Annotated in this window: 2 protein-coding genes; both read right to left on the reverse strand. The window is 76.4% G+C overall.

Features of this window, described 5'->3' with window-relative positions; translation table 11 throughout:
* Positions 1–6,638: type I polyketide synthase (locus CCN44_RS47360; protein WP_462509650.1), on the reverse strand; the 6,638-nt coding region annotated here is incomplete at its 3' end.
* A gap of 57 nt (positions 6,639–6,695) precedes the next feature.
* Positions 6,696–17,357, reverse strand: a complete 10,662-nt coding sequence (locus tag CCN44_RS46045; protein ID WP_086697452.1) for a type I polyketide synthase — start codon at positions 17,355–17,357, stop codon at positions 6,696–6,698.
* Between the last annotated feature and the right edge of the window lie 289 nt (positions 17,358–17,646).

Below are 17,646 nucleotides of genomic sequence, written 5' to 3' on the forward strand. Positions count from 1 at the left end.
CTGATGCCGAAGGAGGAGACACCGGCCCGGCGCGGACGCCCCGTCTCCGGCCACCGGCGCTCCTCGGTCAGCAGCTCCACGGCGCCCGCCGACCAGTCGACCTGGGAGGAGGGGGCGTCGACGTGCAGCGTGGGGGGCAGGACGCCGTGCCGCAGTGCCTGCACCATCTTGATGACACCGGCGACACCGGCGGCGGCCTGCGTGTGCCCGATGTTCGACTTCAGCGAGCCCAGCCACAGCGGCTGTTCGCGGTCGCGGCCGTAGGTGGCGAGCAGGGCCTGCGCCTCGATGGGGTCGCCGAGCGCGGTGCCCGTGCCGTGGGCCTCCACCGCGTCGACGTCCGTCGCGGCGAGTCCGGCCGCCGCCAGGGCGCGGCGGATGACGCGCTGCTGCGAGGGGCCGTTCGGGGCGGTCAGGCCGTTGGAGGCGCCGTCCTGGTTGACGGCCGAGCCGCGGACGACCGCGAGCACCTGGTGTCCGTTGCGGCGGGCCTCGGACAGCCGTTCCAGGACGACGATGCCGACGCCCTCGGAGAGGATCGTGCCGTCGGCGCCGGCGGAGAAGGCCTTGACGCGGCCGTCGGCGGCGAGGCCGCGCTGACGCGACATGCCGAGCACGCCGATGGGCGAACCCATCACGGCGACACCGCCGGCCAGCGCCAGGGAGCACTCGCCCTGCCGCAGCGCCTGGGCCGCCAGGTGGAGGGCGACCAGCGAGGAGGAGCAGGCGGTGTCGACGGTGACCGCGGGGCCCTCGAAGCCGAAGACGTACGACACCCGGCCCGAGGCCACGCTGCCGGCGGTGGCGGTGGTGACGTAGCCCTCCAGCTCGGGGGGCATGTTGCTGAGGGACTCCAGGTAGTCGTGGATGGAGACGCCGGAGAAGACGCCGATGTCGGCGCCGCGGGTCGAGCTGGGGTCGATGCCGGTGTTCTCCAGGGCCTCCCAGGTCGCCTCCAGCAGCAGCCGCTGCTGCGGGTCCATGGCCAGGGCCTCGCGCGGCGAGATGCCGAAGAACTCGGCGTCGAACTCGGCGGCGCCGTGCAGGAATCCGCTCTTGTGGACGTAGGAGGTGCCGGCCTTGTCCGGGTCGGCGTCGAACAGCTCGTCCAGGTTCCAGCCGCGGTCGTCGGGAAACTCGGTGATGCCGTCGCGGCGGTCGAGGACGAGCCGCCACAGGCCGGCCGGGTCGGTGACACCGCCGGGCAGCCGGCAGGCCATGCCGACGATGGCGATGGGCTCGTCCGGGTCGGTCGCGACCACGGTGGGGGCGGCGGCGCCGGCCGCGCTCTCGCCGAGTTCCTCGCGCAGGTGGCGGGCGAGCGCCACCGGGGTCGGGTAGTCGAAGATGAGCGTGGCGGGCAGTTTGACACCGGTGGCGGCGGAGAGCCGGTTGCGCAGTTCGATCGCGGTGAGCGAGTCGAAGCCGATGTCGCCGAACCCACGTGTGCCCTGGGCGAGTTCGGGTCCGCTGAAGCCGAGGACGGCAGTGGCCTCGGCCTGGATGATGCCGAGCAGGACGGCTTCCTGCTCGGCCTCGGGCAGTCCGGCGAGGCGGCGCAGCAGGCCGCTGCCGTCACCGGCGGCGGCCCGGGCGGAGCGCCGGCCGGCCCGGACCAGGCCGCGCAGCAGGTGCGGCACGGCGGTGCCGGAGGCGGCGTCGGAGCGCAGGGCGCGCAGGTCCAGCTTGATCGGGACCAGCAGGGCGCGGTCGGCGTGCAGTCCGGTGTCGAGGAGGGCGAGGCCCTCCTCGGGGGTGAGGGCGAGGACGCCGCCGCGGCTCATGCGGGCCTGGTCGGTCTCGCTGAGGTGCGCGGTGAGGCCGGCGCTCTGCTCCCACAGGCCCCAGGCGAGGGAGACGCCGGGCAGGCCGGCCGCGCGGCGGTGGGCCATCAGGGCGTCGAGGTAGGCGTTGGCGGCGGCGTAGTTGCCCTGGCCGGCCGAGCCCAGCAGGGCGGCGGCGGAGGAGAAGACCACGAACGAGCGCAGGCCGGGGGCGAGTTCGCGGGTCAGCTCGTCCAGGTGGCGTACGGCGGTGGCCTTGGGGGCGAAGACGCCGGCGACGCGTTCCTCGGTGAGCGCGCTGATCACACCGTCGTCCAGGACGCCGGCGAGGTGCACCAGGCCGGTCAGCGGGTGCTCGGCGGGTATGCCGCGCAGCAGTGCGGCGACCGCGTCGCGGTCGGAGACGTCGCAGGCGACGACGGACACGGCCGCGCCGAGCCCGGTCAGTTCGGTGGTCAGTGCGGCGGCGCCGGGGGCGTCGGGGCCGCGCCGGCCGGCCAGCACGAGGTGCCGTACGCCGTGCCGTTCCACCAGGTGGCGGGCGACGAGCGCGCCGAGCGAGCCGGTGCCGCCGGTGAGCAGGACGGTGCCGTCGGCGTCGAAGGCCGCGGTGGCGTCCGCGGGTTCCCCGGTGCCGGCCGCAGCGGCTTCGGTGCCGGCCGCGAGGGCCGGGGCGTCGGCCGTACCGCCCGTGTCCGCCGCACCGGCCGCATCACCCGTGTCGGCGCGGACCAGGCGGGGCGCGGACAGGGTGGTGCCGCGGACGGCCAGCTGGGGTTCGCCGGTGGCGAGGAGCTGGGCGAGGACGGGGCCGGCGCCGGTGGCGGCGGCCGGGTCGAGGTCGACCAGGACCACCCGGTCGGGGTTCTCGGCCTGGGCGGCGCGGACCAGGCCCCAGACGGCGGCGCCGGCCGGGTCGGTGACGGCGCTGTCGCCGCCGGCGGCCACCGCGCCCCGGGTGGCGACCACCAGCCGGGCGGCCTCCGGTCCGGGGGCGGCCAGCCAGGCCTGGAGGACGCGCAGGACGCGGGTGGTCAGGGTCTGGGGGTCGGCGCCGTCGCTGTCGGCGTCCAGGATCGCGGCGCCGGGAGCGCTCTCGCGGGCGGCGAGCGCGGTGACGTCGTCGGCATCGGCGACGGGCACCCAGGCGGGTGCCGTGGCCGCGCCCTCGGGGGCGGGCAGCTGCACCCACTCGACGGCGAACAGGGCGTCCCGCTGGGCGCCGGCGGCGGCGCCCAGCTGCTCGGCGGAGACCGGCAGGGAGACCAGGGAGTCCATGGTGAGGACGAGGGCACCGGTCTCGTCGGCGGCCTGGAAGGAGAGGGCGTCGGGGCCGGCGGGCGCGACCCGGACCCGCAGGGCGGAGGCGCCCTCGGCGTGCAGGACCAGCCCGTTCCAGGCGAACGGCAGGACGTTGCGGTCGTCGTCCGGGTTGGCGAAGGCGTTGGTGTGCAGGGCGGCGTCGAGGAGAGCCGGGTGGATGGCGAACTTGTCGGCGTTCTCCCGGTGGTCCTGCGGCAGGGCGGCCTCGGCGAAGAGTTCCTCGCCGCGCCGCCACACGCCGCGCAGGCCCTGGAAGGCGGGGCCGTAGGAGTAGCCGCGGGCGACGAGGGCGGCGTAGAAGTCGTCGATGGCGACGGGTTCGGCGCCGGGCGGCGGCCAGGCGGCGTAGTCGACGGCCGGTTCGGTGAACCGGGCGGGGCTGCCGGACAGCAGGCCGGTGGCGTGCCGGGTCCACTCGCCGTGGCCGTCGGCGTCGGCGGCGTCCTCGCGCAGCGAGTAGACGTCGACGGTGCGGGAGCCGTTCGGGGTGGCGCCGCCGACGGCGACCTGGACGCGGACGCCGCCCTGCGCGGGCAGGACCAGGGGTGCCTCGATGACGAGTTCTTCGAGGGTGCCGCAGCCGAACTCGTCGCCGGCGCGGACGGCGAGGTCGACGTAGACGGTGCCGGGGACGATGACGACGCCCTGCATGGCGTGGTCGGCCAGCCAGGGGTGGGTGCGCAGGGAGAGCCGGGAGGTGAAGACCAGTCCGTCGGTCTGGGGCAGCGGGACGACCGCGCCGAGCAGCGGGTGCTCGCTGCCGGTCACGCCGAGGGAGGCGGCGTCGCCGCCGTTCGCGGTGAGCCGGATCCAGTAGTGGCGGTGGTCGAAGGCGTACGTCGGCAGGTCGGCGTGGGCGGTGCGGGCGGCCTCGGGCAGGATGCCCCGCCAGTCGACGTGGGCGCCGCTCGCGAAGACCTCGGCCAGGGAGGTGAGCAGCCGGCGCAGGCCGCCGTCGTCGCGGCGCAGGGAGCCGGTGACCACGGCGTCGGCCGCGTCGGCGATCTCGGTGACGGGCTGGACGAGGACGGGGTGGGCGCTGGACTCCACGAACACGGTGTGGCCCTCGGCGAGGAGCGCCTCGACGGCGGGCCCGAAGCGGACCTGCTGACGCAGGTTGCGGTACCAGTAGCCGCCGTCCAGGACGCCGGCCTCGCGGACCCACTCGCCGGTCACGGTGGACAGGAAGGGGATCGCGGGCGCCTGGCCGCGGATGTCGGCGAAGGCCTCGGTGAGGGCCTCCTGCACGGCCTGCACGTGCCAGCTGTGCGAGGCGTAGTCCACGGCGATGCGGCGCACCCGCACGCCCTGGTCCTCCAGGGTGTCCAGGACCTCGTCCAGGGCCTCGGCGTCACCGGCGATCACGACGGAGGAGGGCCCGTTGACGGCGGCGACCTCGACCCGGTCGGCCCAGCGTTCCAGCCGGGCGGTGACGTCGTCCTCGGTGAGCGCGACGGAGGCCATGCCGCCGAGTCCGGCGAGCCGGCCGCGGATGACCTGGCTGCGGACGGCGACGATGCGGGCGGCGTCGTCCAGGGTGAGGGCGCCGGCCACGCAGGCGGCGGCGATCTCGCCCTGGGAGTGGCCGATCACCGCGTCCGGTACGACGCCGACGGAGGCCCATACGGCGGCCAGGCCGACGGCCATGGCGAAGCTCGCGGGCTGGACGACGTCCACCCGGTGCAGCAGGTCGGGGTCGGCCTCGCCGCGCAGCACGGCTTCGAGGTCCCAGTCGACCCAGCGTTCCAGGGCGCGGGCGCACTCCTCGATCCGGGCGGCGAACACCGGGGAGCTGTCGAGGAGTTCGCGGCCCATGCCGATCCACTGGGTGCCCTGCCCGGGGAAGACCAGGACGGTCTTGCCGGCGCCGGCCGCGGTGGCGGTGCCCCGGACGGTGCCGGGTGCCTGCTCGTCGCGGGCGAGGGCGGTGAGCGCGGCGAGGGCCTCGTCGTGGGTCTCCGCGACGACGACGGCGCGTTCGCCGAGGACGGCGCGCCGGGTGGCGAGGGTGCCCGCGACGGCCGTGAGCGGAGTGTCCGGGGCGTCTGCCAGGAAGGCGGCGAGGCGGTCGGCCTGGCCGGTGAGGGAGGCGGCGGAGGCGGCGGTCACCACCAGCGGCATGACCCCGGCCGGGGCCGCGGGCGCCGTCTGCGCGGTCTCCTCCTCGGGGGCCTGTTCCAGGATCAGGTGGGCGTTGGTGCCGCTGGCGCCGAACGAGGACACGCCGGCGCGGCGCGGGCGCCCGGTGTCGGGCCACTCCCGGGCCTCGGTGAGCAGTTCGACGGCGCCGGAGGACCAGTCGACCTGCGGGGTGGGGGCGTCGATGTGCCGGCTGGCCGGCATCAGGCCGTGGCGCAGCGCCTGGACCATGTTGATGACGCCGGCGACACCGGAGGCGGCCTGGGTGTGGCCGATGACGGACTTGACGGAGCCCAGCCGCAGCGGCTGTCCGTCGGGACGGTCCTGGCCGTAGGTGGCGAGGATGGCCTGGGCCTCGATGGGGTCGCCGAGGACGGTGCCGGTGCCGTGGCCCTCGACCATGTCGACGTCGGCGGTGGTCAGTCCGGCGCCGGCCAGCGCCTTGCGGATGACGCGCTGCTGGGAGGGGCCGTTGGGGGCGGTCAGGCCGTTGGAGGCGCCGTCCTGGTTGACGGCGGAGCCGCGGATGACGGCGAGGACGCGGTGGCCGCGCTCGCGGGCCTGGGACAGGGTTTCGAGGAGGACGACGCCGACGCCCTCGGCCCAGCTGGAGCCGTCCGCGGCGGCAGCGTAGGACTTGCAGCGGCCGTCGAAGGCGAGGCCGCGCTGGCGGGCGAAGCCGACGAAGCCGCCGGGGGTGGACATCACGGTGGAGCCGCCGGCGAGCGCCATGGAGCACTCGCCGCGGCGCAGCGCCTGCATGGCGAGGTGGATGGCGACCAGGGAGGAGGAGCACATGGTGTCGACGGTGACCGCGGGCCCCTCCACGCCGAGGGTGTAGGCGACGCGGCCGGAGGCGACACCGCCCGCGGTGCCCAGGGCCCGCTCCAGGCTGAGGTAGCCCTCGTGGCCGCTGAGGTCGGGGGCGTAGTCCTGGTGGACGATGCCGGCGAAGACGCCCATGTCGCTGCCGCGCACCGAGTGCGGGTCGATGCCGGCGCGTTCCAGGGTCTCCCAGGACACTTCGAGGAGCTGGCGCTGCTGCGGGTCCATGGCGAGGGCCTCGCGCGGCGAGATGCCGAAGAACGCGGCGTCGAACTCGCCGGCGTCGTGCAGGAAGGCGCCCTCGCGGACGTAGGTGGTGCCGGGGTTGTCCGGGTCGGGGTGGTAGAGGCCCTCCAGGTCCCAGCCGCGGTCCTCGGGGAACGTCGTGTAGACGTCGGTGCCGTCGGTCACCACCCGCCACAGGTCCTCGGGGGTGCGGATGCCGCCCGCGTACCGGCAGGCCATGGAGACGATGGCGATGGGCTCGGCGACGGCCGCCGCGAGTTTGCTGTTCTCCTGCTGCAGGCGCGCGTTCTCCTTGAGGGAGGCGCGCAGCGCGTTGACGATCTGGTCGTCCGGGCCCGACATATCCGTCCTCCGTGGTGCGTCCGCTGTCATGGGGGGTCAGCTCGTCCTGCCCAGAGCACGCTGCACGAGATCGGCAACGTCCATGGCGTCGATCAGGGTCTCGTCGTCCTCGGCCGGGGCCGCCGCGTCGGGCGTCCCGGACGCCGGGGCGTCCTCGGTGTCCACGAGGCCGAGCAGGGTGTCCAGGACGCCGGCCTCCTTGAACCGGGCGAGGGGGACGGTGGCGAGGGCTCGCCTGAGGTCGTCCTCCCGCCCGTCCAGCCCGTCGTCCGCGTCCCGAAGCAGCTCGGAGCGCAGATAGCCGACGAGGGCGTCCGGCGTGGGGTAGTCGAAGATGAGGGTGGCGGGCAGCCGCAGGCCGGTCGCCACGTGCAGGCTGTTGCGCAGGTTGACGGCGGCGAGCGAGTCGAAGCCGACCTCCTGGAAGGCCTGGAGGGGGCCGATGCTGTCGGCGCCGCTGTGGCCGAGGACGGTGGCGGCGTGTCCGCACACCAGCCGGAGCAGGATGCGGTTCTGCTCGGCCTCGGGGACGTCGCGCAGGGAGTCCACGAGGCCGGCGGTGGTGTCGCCGTTCTCGGTGTCCGGCTGGGTGGCCCGCAGTGCCTCCTGCGCTTCGGGCAGGTCGGCGAAGAGCGGGCCGGGCCGGACCGAGGTGAAGGCGGGGATGAAGGCGCCCCAGTCCATGTCGACCACCGTGACGGCCTTCTCGTGGGCCTGGACGGCCTGTTCGAAGGCGGTGACGGCGATCTGCGGGGCCATCGGCAGCACACCGCGCCGGCGGAGCTGGGTGAGGGTGTCCTCGTCCATGCCGACGCCGATCTCGTCCAGGGCGCCCCAGGCGATGGCGGTCGCCGGGTGGCCGTGGCCGCGGCGCCACTCGACGAGGGCGTCGAGGACGGCGTTGGCCGCGCCGGAGGTGCCCTGCCCGCCGCCGCCCCAGATGCCGGCGATCGAGGAGAACACCACGAACGCGTCGAGGGGGGTGTCGGCGAACCGTTCGGCGAGCCAGCGGGCGGTGTCGACCTTGGCGGCGAACACCTCGGTGAGGTCGGGGACGCCGGTGTCGTCCACGGTGCTGGTACGGGCGATGTCGGCGGTGTGCACGACGGCGGTGAGCGGCTCGTCCTCGGGGGTCCGGGCGAGCAGCCCCTCGATCGCGGTCCGGTCGGTGTCGGCGCAGGCCACGACGGTGGTGCCGGTGCCGAGCGCGGCCACCTCGGCGGTGAGCGCGGCGAGTGCGCCCTCGGGGGCGCCGGCCGTGGTGGTGACGAGGAGGCGGCGGGCGCCGGAGCGGGCGAGCCACAGGGAGGCGTGCCGGCCGAGGCCCTCGGCGCCGCCGGTCACCAGGACGGTGCCGGCCGGCTGCCAGCCGGGGCCGGCGGTCGGGTCGGGGGCGGCCTTGCGCAGCAGCCGGCGGGTGTGCACCCCGGACCGGCGGACGGCCAGCTGGTCGTCGTCGCCGGGGTGGCCCAGGGCGCCGAGCAGGTGGCGGACGGTGCGGGTGTCGAGGGTGGCGGGCAGGTCGATCAGTCCGCCCCAGCGGTCGCCGCGTTCCAGGGCGGCGGCCCGGCCGATGCCCCAGACGGCGGCCTGGGCGGGCGCGGTGACGGTGTCCTGGATGCCGGTGTTGACCGCGCCCCGGGTCAGGCACCACAGGGGCTGGGTGGCCCCGGTGTCGCCGAGCGCCTGCACCAGCGCCAGGGTGGCCGCGGTCAGCGGGACGGGGTCCTGCGGGCCCTGTTCGCCGCCGAGGGCGAGCAGCGACAGCACGCCGGTCACGTCGTGTTCGGCGAGGACGGCCGACAGGCGCTCGCCGAGCCGGGCGCGGCCGGCGTCGGCCGCCGCGGCCGCCAGCGGGACGTCCAGGGTGACCAGGTGGAGTCCCTGCGCGGTGAGTTCCCGGACCAGATCGGCCGCGGCCGGGGCTTCCGGTACGACGGCCAGCCAGGTCCCGCCGGGGACACCGGTGCCCTCCTGGTCGAGGGGGCGCCAGGTGACGTGGTAGCGCAGCTTCTCGGCCGCCGACCGCTCGCGCCGCCGGCCGCGCCAGTCGGCCAGTACGGGGACGACGGTGCGCAGGGCGTCGCGCTGGTCGGCCGCGGCCAGGTCGAGCAGCCGGGCGAGGGAGTCGGCGTCGGCCTGTTCGACGGCGGCCCAGAAGTCGGTCTCGGCGCTCTCGGCGGCGGGGGCGTCGTCGGTGCCGGTCGCCGCTTCCCGCAGCCAGTAGTGCTGGCGGTCGAAGGCGTACGTCGGCAGGTCCGGGCGGGCGTCGCGGGCCTCGGCGGGCAGGACGCCCGTCCAGTCCACGGCGACGCCCTTGACGAACAGCTCGGCCATCGACGCGAGCAGCCGCCGCGGGCCGCCTTCCTCGCGCCGCAGCGATCCGGCGGCGACGGCGCGGAGGCGGACGTTGTCGTCGGCGGCCTCGTCGAAGATCTCGTTCACGGGCTGGACGAGGACGGGGTGGGCGCTGGACTCGACGAACACCGTGTGGCCCTCGGCGAGGAGGGCGGCGATGGCCGGGCCGAAGCGGACCTGGCTGCGCAGGTTCCGGTACCAGTAGTCGCCGTCGAGGACGCCGGCCTCGCGGACCCACTCGCCGGTGACGGTGGAGCGGAACGGCACCGCGGGCGCCTGGCTGCGGATGTCGGCGAACGCCTTCTCCAACGCCCCTTCGATCGCCTCGACATGGCGGGTGTGGGAGGCGTAGTCCACGGCGACCCGGCGGACCCGGACGCCGTCGGCCGCGAGTGCGGCGAGCGCCTCGTCCAGCGCCTCGGCGTCTCCGGCGACCACGACCGACGACGGCCCGTTGACGGCGGCGACCTCGACGCGCCCGTCCCAGGCGGCGATCCGGACGACGGCCTCGGCCTCGGGCAGCGCCACCGAGGCCATCCCGCCCCGGCCCGCCAGCTCACCGGCGATCACCTGACTGCGGACGGCGACGATCCGCGCCGCGTCCTCCAGCGACAGCGCGCCGGCGACACAGGCGGCGGCGATCTCGCCCTGCGAGTGACCGACCACCGCGTCCGGCACGACTCCGACGGAGGCCCAGACGGCGGCCAGGGCGATGTTCACGGCGAAGCTCGCCGGCTGCACGACGTCCACCCGGTCCAGCAGGTCGGCCTCACCGCGCAGGACGGCCTTCAGGTCCCAGTCCACCCAGGGCTCCAAAGCCCGGGCGCACTGCTCGATCCGCTCCGCGAACACCGGGGAGGTTTCCAGCAGTTCCCGGCCCATGCCCGGCCACTGGGAACCCTGCCCGGGGAAGACCAGCACGGTCCTGCCGGGGCCGCCGGAGCCGGCGACGGTTCCGGTCACGAGCAGGGGGCTGCTCTCGCCCCGGGCCAGCGCGCCGAGCCCGGCGAGGGTCTCGTCGCGTGAACCGGCGACGACCACGGCCCGCTCGGACAGCAGGGCCCGCCGGGTGACGAGGGCACCCGCGACCTCGGCCGGTGCGGCGTCCGCGTCGGTGACGAACGCCGCCAGGCGCCCGGCCTGGGCGGCGAGGGCGGCCGTGCTGCGGGCCGACACCACCAGCGGTACGACGCCGTCGGGGACCGTCGGCCGGGTGACCGGCTCGGTGTCGGGCGCCTCCTCCAGGATGACGTGCGCGTTGGTGCCGCTCGCGCCGAAGGAGGAGACGGCGGCCCGGCGCGGCCGGCCGGCGCGGGTCCATTCGCGGGCCTCGGTGAGCAGTTCCACCGCGCCCGCCGACCAGTCCACCTGCGCGGTGGGTTCGGCGACGTTCAGGGTGGGCGGCAGGACGCCGTGCCGCATCGCCTCCACCATCTTGATCACCCCGGCGACGCCGGCGGCGGCCTGCGTGTGACCGATGTTCGACTTCACCGAGCCGAGCCACAGCGGCGCGTCCGCGGGTCGGTCCTGGCCGTAGGTGGCCAGCAGCGCCTGCACCTCGATCGGGTCGCCGAGGACGGTGCCGGTGCCGTGGCCCTCCACCGCGTCCACGTCGGCGGGCCGCAGCCCGGCGGAGGCCAGGGCGCTGCGGATCACCCGCTGCTGGGAGGGACCGTTGGGGGCGGTCAGGCCGTTGGAGGCGCCGTCCTGGTTGACCGCGCTGCCGCGCAGCACCGCCAGCACCCGGTGGCCGTTGCGGCGCGCGTCCGACAGCCGCTCCAGCAGGACCACGCCGACGCCCTCGGCCCAGCCGGTGCCGTCCGCGGTGGAGGAGTACGCCTTGCAGCGGCCGTCGGCGGACAGGCCGCGCTGCCGGGAGAACTCCAGGAAGGCGTCGGGGGTGGCCATGACGGTGGCGCCGCCGGCGAGGGCGAGGGAGCACTCGCCGCCCCGCAGCGCCTGCGCCGCGAGGTGCATGGCGACCAGGGAGGAGGAGCAGGCCGTGTCCACGGTCACCGCGGGGCCTTCGAAGCCGAAGACGTACGACACCCGGCCCGAGGCCACGCTGGCGGCCGTACCGGTCATGGTGTAGCCCTGGACGTCCTCGGGGACCTGGCGCAGCCGGGTCACGTAGTCGTGGTGGACGATGCCGGTGAACACGCCGATGTCCTGGCCGCGGGTGGACAGCGGGTCGATGCCCGCGCGTTCCATGGCTTCCCAGGAGGTCTCCAGCAGCAGCCGCTGCTGCGGGTCCATGGCCAGGGCCTCGCGCGGCGAGATGCCGAAGAGCTGGGCGTCGAACCGGGCGGCGTCGTGCAGGAAGCCGCCCGCCCGGGTGTAGCTGGTGCCGGGGTGGGCCGGGTCGGGGTGGTAGAGCCGGTCGATGTCCCAGTCGCGGTCGGTGGGGAATCCGGAGATGGCGTCGCGCCGGTCCATGACGAGCTGCCACAGGTCCTCGGGGCTGTTGACGCCGCCGGGCAGCCGGCTGCTCATGGCGATGATGGCGATCGGCTCGTCCGGGTCGGCCGTGCCGCGCCGGGCGGGCGCGGGGATCTCCGGGCGGGTGCCGAGGAGTTCGCCGCGCAGGTGGTCGGCGAGCAGGGCCGGGGTGGGGTGGTCGAAGACGAGGCTGCTGGGCAGGGCGACGCCGGTGAAGTCGTGCAGCCGGTTGCGGAGTTTGACGGCGGTGAGCGAGTCGAAGCCGAGGTTCTTGAACGGCTGCCCCTCGTCGAAGCCGTCCGCGTCCCGGTGGCCGAGGACGACCGCGGTGCTCTCCCGGACCAGGTCCAGCAGGACCCGGCGCTGTTCGGCCTCGGCGAGCCCGGCCAGCCGGGCGGCCAGTTCGTTGCCGTCGGCGGCCGGTCCGCGGCGGATGACACGGCGGGCGGGCGCGGTCGCAGCGGGTGCGGTCTCCGGTGCGCCGGTTTCCGGTATGCCGGTTTCCGCTGTGCCGGTTTCGGTGGCGGTGGCCTCGGCGGCCGTGAGCGTCAGCGGGCCGAGCAGGGCGACGGGCCGGCCGTCGGGGTCGGCCAGCTCCACCAGGTGCCCGCCGTCGGCGGCCGGGCTGACGCGCGCCCGCAGCTCGGTGGCGCCGACCGCGTACACGGCGAGGGCGGCGCACCCGGTCAGGGAGACGACCGTGTCCTGGGCCCCGGCCGCGACCCGCAGGGCGGTGTCGAGGAGTACCGGATGGAGGGTGAACGCCTCGGCCTCGTCGGTGAGTTCGTCCGGCAGCACGAGGTCGGCGAGGATCCGGCCGTCCTGCCGCCACAGCCCGCGCACCCCCGCCGGGGCGCCGGCCTCCGCGGGCTCCTCCGGCCACTCGCGCAGGTCGAAGGCGTGCCGCGGGACGCCGGGGGTCAGGGTGGCGCGGGCGTGCCGGAGCCACGGTGCGCCCTCGTGTCCGGCCGGCCGGCTGTGCACGGTGGCCGCGCGCGCCCCGTCGGGGCCGGGCGCGTCCACGAAGACGCGGAGCTGGAGGTCGCCGTGCGGGGGGACGACGAGGGGCGCGTCGACGCTGATCCGCTCGACGGTGCCGCCGCCGGTCTCGTCGCCGGCCCGGACCAGCAGCTCCAGCAGCACACCGGCCGGTACCGCCCGCTCCCCGCCGCCGTACAGGCCGGGGCTGCGTCCGGTGAGCCGGCCGGTGAGGACGACGCCGGTGCCGCCGTGCTCGCCGGGGACCTCGACGACGCCGCCCAGCAGCGGGTGCCCGGCGGACCGGGCGCCGAGCGCCTCGGCGTCGGTGGCGGTGCCGCCCTCCACCCAGTACCGCTGGTGCTGGAAGGCGTAGGTGGGCAGGTCGGGCCCGACGGCGGGGTCCGGGCGGCCGAGGACGGCGGTCCAGTCGACCGGCACGCCCCGTACGTGCAGTTCGGCGAGCGCGGTGCGGACGGCGGTGTCCTCGGGGGTGTCCCGGCGCAGCGTGCCGATGCAGCCGCGGGTGTCCGGCCCGAGGGTGCCGAGGGCCATGGCGCTGAGGACACCGCCGGGCCCCAGTTCCAGGTGGGTGGCGACGCCCTGGTCGCGCAGGGCGGTGACGGCGTCGGCGAACCGCACGGCGTGCCGGGCCTGGTCCACCCAGTACTCGGGGGTGGCGAGCATCCCGTCCTCGTCGAGTGCGCCGGTGAGCGTGGAGACGACGGGGAGGGTGCCCGGCCGGTAGCGGAGCCCGGCGGCCACGGCGCGCAGTTCGTCGAGCATCGGCTCCATCAACGCGGAGTGGAAGGCGTGGCTGACGGTCAGCCGGCGGGTGCGGTGGCCGTCCTGGGCGAGGCGCGCGGCGACGGCGAGGACGGCGTCCTCGGCGCCGGACAGGACCACGGCCCGCGGCCCGTTGACCGCCGCGATCCCGACGGTGCCGGCGGCCTGGGCGAGCAGCGGTGCCACCTCGTCCTCGGTCGCCTCCACGGCGATCATCGCGCCGCCCTCGGGCAGGGCCTGCATCAGCCGGCCCCGGGCCGCGACCAGTCGACCGGCGTCCGCCAGGTCCAGGATGCCGGCGGCGTGGGCGGCGGCGATCTCGCCGATCGAGTGGCCCGCGAGGAGGTCGGGCCGTACGCCCCAGGAGGTGAAAAGCCGGAACAGGGCGGTCTCCAGGGCGAACAGCGCGCCCTGGGTGTAGAGGGTCTGGTCGAGCAGGGCGGCCTGTTCGGTGCCGGGCTCGGCGGACACCACCGCGCTCAGGGGGTGGGCGAGGCCGTCCAGGTGCTGTTCCACGGCGGCGCAGGCCGCGTCGAAGGCGTCGCGGAACACCGGGTGGGCGGCGGCGAGTTCGCGGCCCATGCCGGCCCACTGGCTGCCCTGCCCGGTGAACAGGAAGGCGAGCTTGCCGTCGGCCGGGGCGCCGGTGACGGTGCCCGCGTCGGCGCTGCCCGCGGCGAGCGCGCGCAGGGCGGTGACGAGCCCCTCCCGGTCGGCGGCCAGGACGACCGCGCGGTGGTCGAGGTGGGCGCGGGCGGTGCCGAGCGCGTGGGCCGTGGCCGCGAGCGGCGTACCGGCCCGGTCCGCCACCCAGTCGGCGAGCCGGCCGGCCTGCCCGCGCAGCCCGGCGGCGGTGCGGGCGGAGACGGGGAAGAGGAGCGGGGCGGTACGGCCGTCGGTGACCGGCCCCGCGCCGGCGACGCCGTCCGTGCTGCCCGCGCCGTCCGCGGCGTCGGTCCTGTCGGCCGCCGGTGCCTGCTCCAGGACCAGGTGGGCGTTGGTGCCGCCGATGCCGAAGGCGGAGACGCCGGCCCGGCGCGGGCGGCCGGCCTCGGGCCAGGCGCGGGCCTCGGTGAGCACCTCGACCGCGCCCGCCGACCAGTCCACGTGCGTGGAGGGCCGGTCCACGTGCAGGGTGCGGGGCAGCAGGCCGTGCCGCATCGCCATGACCATCTTGATGACCCCGGCGACACCGGCCGCGGCCTGGGTGTGCCCGAGGTTCGACTTCACCGAACCGATCCACAGCGGCTGTTCGCGGTCCTGGCCGTAGGTGTCGAGCAGTGCCTGTGCCTCGATCGGGTCGCCGAGGACGGTGCCGGTGCCGTGCGCCTCGACCGCGTCCACGTCCGCCGGGGTCAGCCCGGCGTTCGCCAGCGCCTTGCGGATCACGCGCTGCTGCGACGGGCCGTTGGGTGCCGTCAGGCCGTTGGACGCGCCGTCCTGGTTGACCGCGCTGCCCCGGATCACGGCGAGCACCTGGTGGCCCTGCCGTTCGGCCTCGGACAGCCGCTCGACCAGCAGCACGCCCACGCCCTCGGACCAGCCGGTGCCGTCCGCGCCGTCCGCGAACGCCTTGCACCGGCCGTCGGGGGCGAGGCCGCGCTGCCGGGAGAACTCGATGAACGTCTCCACGTTGCCCATCACCATCACGCCGCCGGCGAGCGCCATGGAGCACTCCCCGTTGCGCAGCGCCTGGGCGGCCAGGTGCAGGGCGACCAGGGAGGAGGAGCAGGCGGTGTCGATCGTGACGGCCGGGCCCTCGAAACCGAAGTGGTAGGCGACGCGGCCGGAGACGACGCTGCCGGAGCCGCCGGTGAGCCGGAAGCCCTCGGCGTCGGTCGCGTGGTGCATCCGCACGGTGTAGTCGTGGCTGTTGACGCCGACGAACACGCCGATGTCCCGGCCGCCGAGCCCGGTGGGGTCGATCGCGGCGCGTTCGAAGGCCTCCCAGGACGTCTCCAGCAGCAGCCGCTGCTGCGGGTCCATCGCGAGGGCCTCGTTCGGGGAGATCCCGAAGAAGGCGGCGTCGAAGCCGGGCGCGTCGTCCAGGAACGCGCCGTGCCGCACGTAGGTCGTGCCGGCCTTGTCGGGGTCGGCGTCGTAGAGCCGGTCGATGTCCCAGCCGCGGTCGGCGGGGAACTCGGTGACGGCGTCGACCCCGTCGGCCACGACCCGCCACAGGTCCTCGGGGCTGTGCACCCCGGCGGGGAAGCGGCAGGCCATCGCGACGATCGCGATCGGCTCGTCGGACGCGGCGGGCGCGGCGGGTGCCGGACCGGCCGCCGCGGCCGGGGCGGCGGTGTCACCGCCGAGCCGGACCCGCAGGTGCTCGGCGAGCGCGGTCGGCTTGGGGTAGTCGAAGACGACGGCCGAGGGCAGGGTGAGCCCGGTGGCGGTCGCCAGCCGGTTGCGCAGCTCCACCGCGGTCAGTGAGTCGAACCCGGCGTCCTTGAAGGCCCGGTCGGCACGGACGGTGTCGGCGCTGCCGTGGCCGAGCACGTCGGCGGCGTTGCGCCGGACCAGGTCCAGCAGCAGGGCCAGCTGGGCCGCCGGGTCCAGCGCGGCCAGGCGGTCCCGCAGGTCGCCGTGGTCGCCGGCGGCGCGGGCCTGCGTGCGCGGCGTGGGCGCGAGGCCCCGCAGCAGCGGCGCCACGGGCGCGGTGCGGGCCGCCGCGCGCAGGGCGGGCAGGTCCAGTTTGGCGGCCACCGGGGCGGCGGGCAGTCCGCTCGCGGGCCGCAGGGCGAGGTCCAGCAGCGCCATGCCCTCGGCCTCGGACAGCGCGGCCATGCCGAGCCGCCGGTTGCGGTGCAGGTCGGCGGCGCCGAGGTGCCGGGTCATGCCGCTGGCCCGCTCCCAGTAGCCCCAGGCGAGCGAGACGCCGGGCAGCCCCTGGGCCCGGCGGCGCGCGGCGAGCGCGTCCAGGGCGGCGTTGGCGGCGGCGTAGTTGGCCTGGCCCGGGTTGCCGAAGACGTTCGCGGCCGAGGAGAACAGCACGAACGCCGCGAGGTCGCACTCCCGCGTCAGCTCGTCCAGCAGCAGCGCCGCGTCCAGTTTGGGCCGCAGCACGGTGTCGACACGGTCCGGGGTGAGCGCGGTGACCACGCCGTCGTCCAGGACTCCGGCGGTGTGCAGGACGGCGGTCAGCGGGTGGTCGGCGGGTACGGCGTCCAGGACGGCCGCGAGCCGGTCCCGGTCGGTGATGTCGCAGGCGGCGACGGTGACGGTGGCGCCCAGCGCGGTCAGCTCCGCGCGGAGCGTGGCCGCGCCGTCCGCCTCGGGGCCGCGCCGGCTGAGCAGGAGCAGACGGCGGACGCCGTGCCCGGTGACCAGGTGCCGGGCGGTCAGCGCGCCGAGCGTGCCGGTGCCGCCGGTGATCAGCACGGTCCCGTCCGGATCGAGCGCCCGGCCCGGCTGCGGGACACCGCTCTCCCCCGCCGCCGTCTCGGCCCGGACCAGCCGGGGCACCTCGGCGCCCGTGGCCCGTACGCGGACCACCGGTTCACCGGAGGCGAGCAGGCCGGGCAGCGCGGCACGGACCGCCGCCTCGGCGTCCTGGGCCTCGCCCGGGCCGTCGTACTCGACCAGCACGATCCGGCCGGGGTGCTCGGACTGCGCGGACCGCAGCAGCCCCCGCACGGCGGCCGTGGCGAGGTCGGTGGCGTCCGCGCCGGTGACCACGGCCAGCGGGGCCCGCTCCAGGGCGGGTTCGGCCAGCCACGCCTGGAGGACGGCGAGCGCGGCGGCGACCGCCGTGCGCGGATCGGTCACCGTGGGGTCGACGGCGTACAGCAGGACGTCCGCGTCCGCCGCACCGGCGCCGATGTCCTCGGCGCTCCGTACGGTGACGACGGACGGCGTGCCGTCACCCGCCGGCAGCGTCAGCTCCGCCCAGGCGACGCGGAACAGCGCGTCGTGGGTGAGCGCCTCGGCGAGTCCGGCGCGCGCCGGGTCGAACGGTTCGGACAGCACCGCGTCCACGGTCAGCACGGTCCGCCCGGCCGGATCGCTCAGGTGGAACCGGGTGCCCTCGCCCGCGACCCCCGCCGACCGCACGGTGACGACGGTCGCGCCGGACGCCCGCAGGCCGACCCCGCGCCAGGTGACCGCCAGGGTCCCGGCCGGCAGCGCCGTCCGCACGGCCGCGTCGAGCAGGCTGGGGTGGACGCCGTACCGGTCGGCGTCCCCGGCCGGCTCGCCGAGGCNNCCGCCCCGTCGGCGGGCCGGTCGCCGCCGGCCGCCGGGTCGGCGGGCGCGAGGGTGCCGTGCGCGTGCCGTGTCCAGGCGTCGTCCGGCGCGGAGTCGTCCGCGCGTGAGTAGACCTCGACCGTGCGCCGTCCGGCGCCGTCCGCCCCGCCCACCACGGTCTGGACGGCCCGCCCGCCACGCACCGGCAGTACGACGGGCCGCTCGACGGTCAGCTCCGCCA

It is taken from the genome of Streptomyces tricolor (assembly GCF_002155905.1).
GTDB lineage: Bacteria > Actinomycetota > Actinomycetes > Streptomycetales > Streptomycetaceae > Streptomyces > Streptomyces tricolor.